Raw genomic sequence first — 4525 nt, forward strand, 5'->3', positions numbered from 1 at the left:
CTCTAGCAATCCAGTTTTAGTTGATGCTAGTGGCTTATGCCAGTCATGATGATACAGCATAAAAATATTGTGTCCATCTGCAATAGTGTCATCAAAAGCCCCAAGAGCAATAGTTTCTACAAAGCCATTCCAAAGCTCAGTGGGATTATTAAATTTTGCAAAATAACCCTCAATAACTACTTTTTTTTTATCCTCTGTATTTACTTCTCTGATTTCATATTGATTGGCTGTCCTAATCTCTCTTTTTGCATCTTTTTTCATATTTCACCTCCTTTCAAACTATCTAATAATTTTGGATTTCGGAACTTCCGAAATAGGAATGTTAGCTATAATTAGATAATTTATCCAAAATACTAGTTGTGATTATATCTGTTTTAAGGTTTGAACTAATTTCAGATCCCCTGTTGGTAAACATATCGTTGATTAGTTTTAACTGAAGTAAATCCGCTAGTTTAACTGCTTTTTCATCTTCTTTATACATTTCACCAGCCATAGAATCAATATATATTTCACTTGTCTCTATCAAAGTTTCAATATATGAATCTTCATCATCATAATCAATTCTCATATGTAGTTTAGCTATTGCTAATGTTGTCATTTTTATCCCCCTTTTGATAGCTTGTTTTACCTGCAAGTAAATCACTGAGTAAAACTTGTCCAGAAGGTAAGGTAATAATTGGATCTCCACCTAGTTTTTCAATTCCAAGGATATCTCTAGCTTTATCTAAGTCATAAACACCATTTTTAACATAATCGTTGATTATATCTGCTTGATTTTTAGCTGATAACCTAAGCATTACATTAGTATTGAATCTTATTTTATAGCCTTGAGATCTCTCTTTTTTAGTTAGGAGCTTCCAATCCATCTCTTGCTCAATAGCTTGGAATATTACCTGTAAACAATCTTGTAAAAATTGTAAATTATCTTGCTCCTCACTCTTTGCATTTTCTTTAACCCATCCTAATTTTGATAGTGGAACATTAAAAGTCATTGCGATCTCTTCCTTAGATAACTTTCTCAGTTCTGCAAACTGAGCATCTGCTAGGGTTAGATTAAGAGGCTGAACTTGATATCCAGCAGGAACAGTAAATATTTTTCCATTACTTGAGTAAATACGATCAAATTTACTTTGAATTTTTTTAAGTTCTTTTTCATCTTTAACTTGAGATGTTACTTGAACTGCAATTTTATTTGTAAGTCCATTACTAAATAATTTATTCAAATAATTTTGTGATTTAAGGCTACTATCTAGACTCTCACGAGTTATAGACCTAATTGCCTTAGCTTGTATTCCATCAAGGGTAAAATCTCTTAATATAATCAAATCACGGTCAAAACAATCATTTTGAATATTGGTACCTGCAAGGGTATAAGTATATAAAATACTAGTTGCTCTCTCATTCCCTAAAAACCCAATATCATCTATGGTAACTTGACTAATCTTTACTGGATACAAACCTTCAATGCTTCCATTTGTAAGTCTGTTGATATATAGACCTGCCATTCCATAATGTTTTGCTATTCCTACAAAAGCCTTGTAACAATCAATAGCAGACATATAAGGGTTTGGTCTGAGTCTTAATTTATCAAATAAATAATGTTTTTTTTCTATAAATACCCCTTTATCGGTTGTTTTTTTGAGTTGTAGGCTACATTTAGCTATTGATTCAGATATTATCTTTACGCAACTAAAATAGGTCGATTCCTTCATTTCACCATATGGGGTAATATCAAAGCCTTTTTCAAAACTAAAGTTTTCCTTCCAATCATTGACCGATACTTCTTCTCTTTTTTCTAAACGATCAAATATCACTTTTTATCACCTCGCTTTCTAAATAGAAATAGAAATATGCTTAAACTTATAAAAAATAAGGCTATTGTGTATAACCCTAAATATTTATTAATCCAAAAATTAGTGGCAATTATGATAAAAATTCCAATAAAAAAAAGACTTTCAATTATGAATAATTCATTTAAGATAGTCTTTTCTAATATTACTTTTATTTTATTTTTTATTTTTTTTAAAATTATCATCACCTACCAATCTTGATTGTCTAATGCTTCTATTGCATCGTATTCGTCTTCATTTATGTATAGCTGACTATAACCAAATATGGTTGCAACCGCTAAATCTATCCTTGTTTTATTTTTATTTACTTTTTCTAGCATTATATCCCCTGTCATATGTCTTGCCTTTGCTTTGGCATTACTCATACACCAATCTAAAAGTTTATTCCTTTGATAAATTACTTTTCCACCATAGACATCATTTCTAAATGCCTTTGTAGGAGCCGATAACTCAGTATAAGTCTGTTTGACTACTTCTACATTGTAATCATTGCTTAAATTCTGTAAGTTCTGTATGAAGTTGTAAGGATCACTACAAATAAGAAGTATATTACATCCATACTTATCTTCTATTTTTCTTATTTCATCTTCTAATAAATTATAGTCGATATAATTACCCTCTACAATTGTACAATAGCCTAACCTTGCCATTTCTCTATAATCTATTTTTTCCATCCTGTTTGGTAAACTACCTTCAGGTAAAAAAGCATGAGCCTTTAAATAGTATTTATCATCTTCTTTATAGATGATATTCATGGCTGTTAGGTCAGTAGTTAGTGAGCAGTCAATAGCCACAACTACATTTTTACCTTCTAACTCTATTTTTTCCACTTCACCTTTTTTCCATAATTTAATATCAAGGTAATTTTCAGAACTACTATTTTGTAAAAAGTTATTCATATCTTTAGTAATATATTCATTTCTTACAGTTGGCTTCAAACTTGCTGTTTTTCTATTTTTCCTTATGATCTCATAGTTTTCTTCTATCCTCAATGGATTAGATTGATACATTCCTATATCGTCCCACAGATGTTTTTCCTCTGCATAATATAATAATGCAAACTGGTTATCATCTTCTATACCACCATTAAAAACACCTCTAATATAATCAATATCTGTTTCCATTATAGATGCAAATATTTCATATGCAGTTGTAGTTCTAAATACTAATGGATTTAAAACATTTTTCTGCCCACCTTTCATGGCATTGAAGTTACTAGCTTCTTGAAAGTTCCCGTGTTCATCAGAAACAAAGGCACAGGGTCGAATTGAGTTGTTTTTTCCACTTTCAGCAGTTCTAGGTTGAAAGAAATTTTTAGTGATCTTACACTCTATTTTTCCTGTAAAAGTTTTACTGATTGAAAAATATTTATTGATGTATGGACTGGCGTCTAGTAGCTGTACCATTCCTTTTCTTAATTCAGATGCTAACTCTTTAGTTAGGCATATGCTATAAAATTCAGAATGTTGTTGCTCTGTAAGCATTAGTAATATAAATATTATGGCTACTAGGTTAGTTTTGGCATTCTTACGACTTATAAAGAGTGTTATATCATTATTTTTAAACTTATAGGGCTTATCTTTATACCTAAATAAAAATACTCCACATAGTAAAAAACATTGAAAATTTACTAGATGTTCAAGTACCTGTTTTCCTGCAACAAAACCAGTTGCATAATTAAAGAGTTTCAGTAGATTATTTATTTTTTTCAGTTTATTTTCATCAGCATAATATTTAAAATCTTTCTTATGTTGGTTGATCCTATAATCTTTTAAAAATATTTCACACTGCCTTTTTACTTCCCAAGTAGTAACCTCTTCACCACTGATAACATCATCACAATATTTTAATGCTCTATCCAGTAAGATCATCAGTCATCACCTCGTAATGCCTCCAATACAGGGTCATTTTCTTCTTGCATTGACTGGTAGGCTGCATTAGCTAACTTACTTCTACTCTGTGGACTCAAGCATAATTCATTACACAGTCTAAAAAATTGTCTTGTATAAGTATCTTGAACTATCCTAGCTTCTTTATTTAAAAGATCTTCCTCTAACAGTTCTTCTGCTGATTGGATTCTATCCAGAGCAACTGCACAACTAGATAAGATATAGATATCTAAATTACAAAGGATATCACTGTCTTTTAATTCTGTGGCTATGGTCTTAAAAATTTTCTTAGCATTTTTATTCAAATATTTTAATGGTTTAATTTTATCTTTTTTTCCTTTTAATTTTTCCTCTGCATCTTTCCTAATTCTATATTCATCTTCAGTTAAATGTTTACTCATTAAATCGACACTTTTAGTTGGTCTTACCATTTTATCACCTCCTATCAATTTTTATTTTAAAAAACGTTAAAAACTTTCATTTAGGGAAATTTTTTAAATTAAGACTTAGGTAGCGATGACGAACCCCTACCCCAATAGTTTCAAGGGGTAGGGGGGTTAGTAATCTTGCTCAAATCTCTTAATGATACTAAACAAATAATCTTGCATCTCTTTTTTAGCCTTTGGACTCTCGTTATAGGCATTATGTATCTCATTATGATTAGATTTACTCAAGTATATGAGGTTCTCAATATCATATATCCTTTCGGGATCTTCTGTGAACTCTATGATATGATGTGACAATGATCCCTGAGAAATATTCCCATACTTATAGAACTCATATAGA

5 protein-coding genes and 1 pseudogene are annotated in these 4525 nt (G+C 30.4%); all 6 read right to left on the reverse strand.

The features are described from left to right. Positions 1–261 (reverse strand): HK97 family phage prohead protease (locus tag WBG30_RS09310; protein ID WP_424504380.1); only part of this gene is annotated, 261 nt, incomplete at its 3' end. Positions 262–322: 61 nt separating this feature from the next. Next, positions 323–598 carry a head-tail connector protein gene (locus WBG30_RS09315; RefSeq protein WP_424504381.1) on the reverse strand — a complete coding sequence of 92 codons (276 nt, stop codon included), beginning with the start codon at positions 596–598 and terminating at the stop codon, positions 323–325. Beyond that, positions 576–1814 (reverse strand): phage portal protein, encoded by a 1239-nt coding sequence (locus WBG30_RS09320; protein ID WP_424504382.1) that lies wholly within the window; start codon positions 1812–1814, stop codon positions 576–578. Before WBG30_RS09320 ends, WBG30_RS09315 begins: the two co-directional genes overlap by 23 nt. Positions 1815–2038: 224 nt before the next feature. Beyond that, on the reverse strand, positions 2039–3721 hold the full coding sequence (locus WBG30_RS09325) for a terminase TerL endonuclease subunit (protein WP_424504383.1): 1683 nt from the start codon (positions 3719–3721) through the stop codon (positions 2039–2041). Beyond that, the gene (locus WBG30_RS09330; RefSeq protein ID WP_424504384.1) at positions 3721–4170 is read right to left on the reverse strand and encodes a phage terminase small subunit P27 family; all 450 of its coding nucleotides are present in this window, start codon (positions 4168–4170) and stop codon (positions 3721–3723) included. Before WBG30_RS09330 ends, WBG30_RS09325 begins: the two co-directional genes overlap by 1 nt. A 126-nt stretch (positions 4171–4296) precedes the next feature. Continuing rightward, positions 4297–4525 (reverse strand): annotated as a pseudogene (locus tag WBG30_RS09335) (endonuclease); the annotation flags it as partial.

This window comes from Psychrilyobacter sp., from assembly GCF_049671765.1.
GTDB lineage: Bacteria > Fusobacteriota > Fusobacteriia > Fusobacteriales > Fusobacteriaceae > Psychrilyobacter.

Excerpts from the sequence above, each read along its gene's own strand:
- WBG30_RS09315 (WP_424504381.1), bottom strand. The coding sequence starts at position 598 with ATGACAACATTAGCAATAGCTAAACTACATATGAGAATTGATTATGAT.
- WBG30_RS09325 (WP_424504383.1), bottom strand. The coding sequence starts at position 3,721 with ATGATCTTACTGGATAGAGCATTAAAATATTGTGATGATGTTATCAGT.
- WBG30_RS09330 (WP_424504384.1), bottom strand. The coding sequence starts at position 4,170 with ATGGTAAGACCAACTAAAAGTGTCGATTTAATGAGTAAACATTTAACT.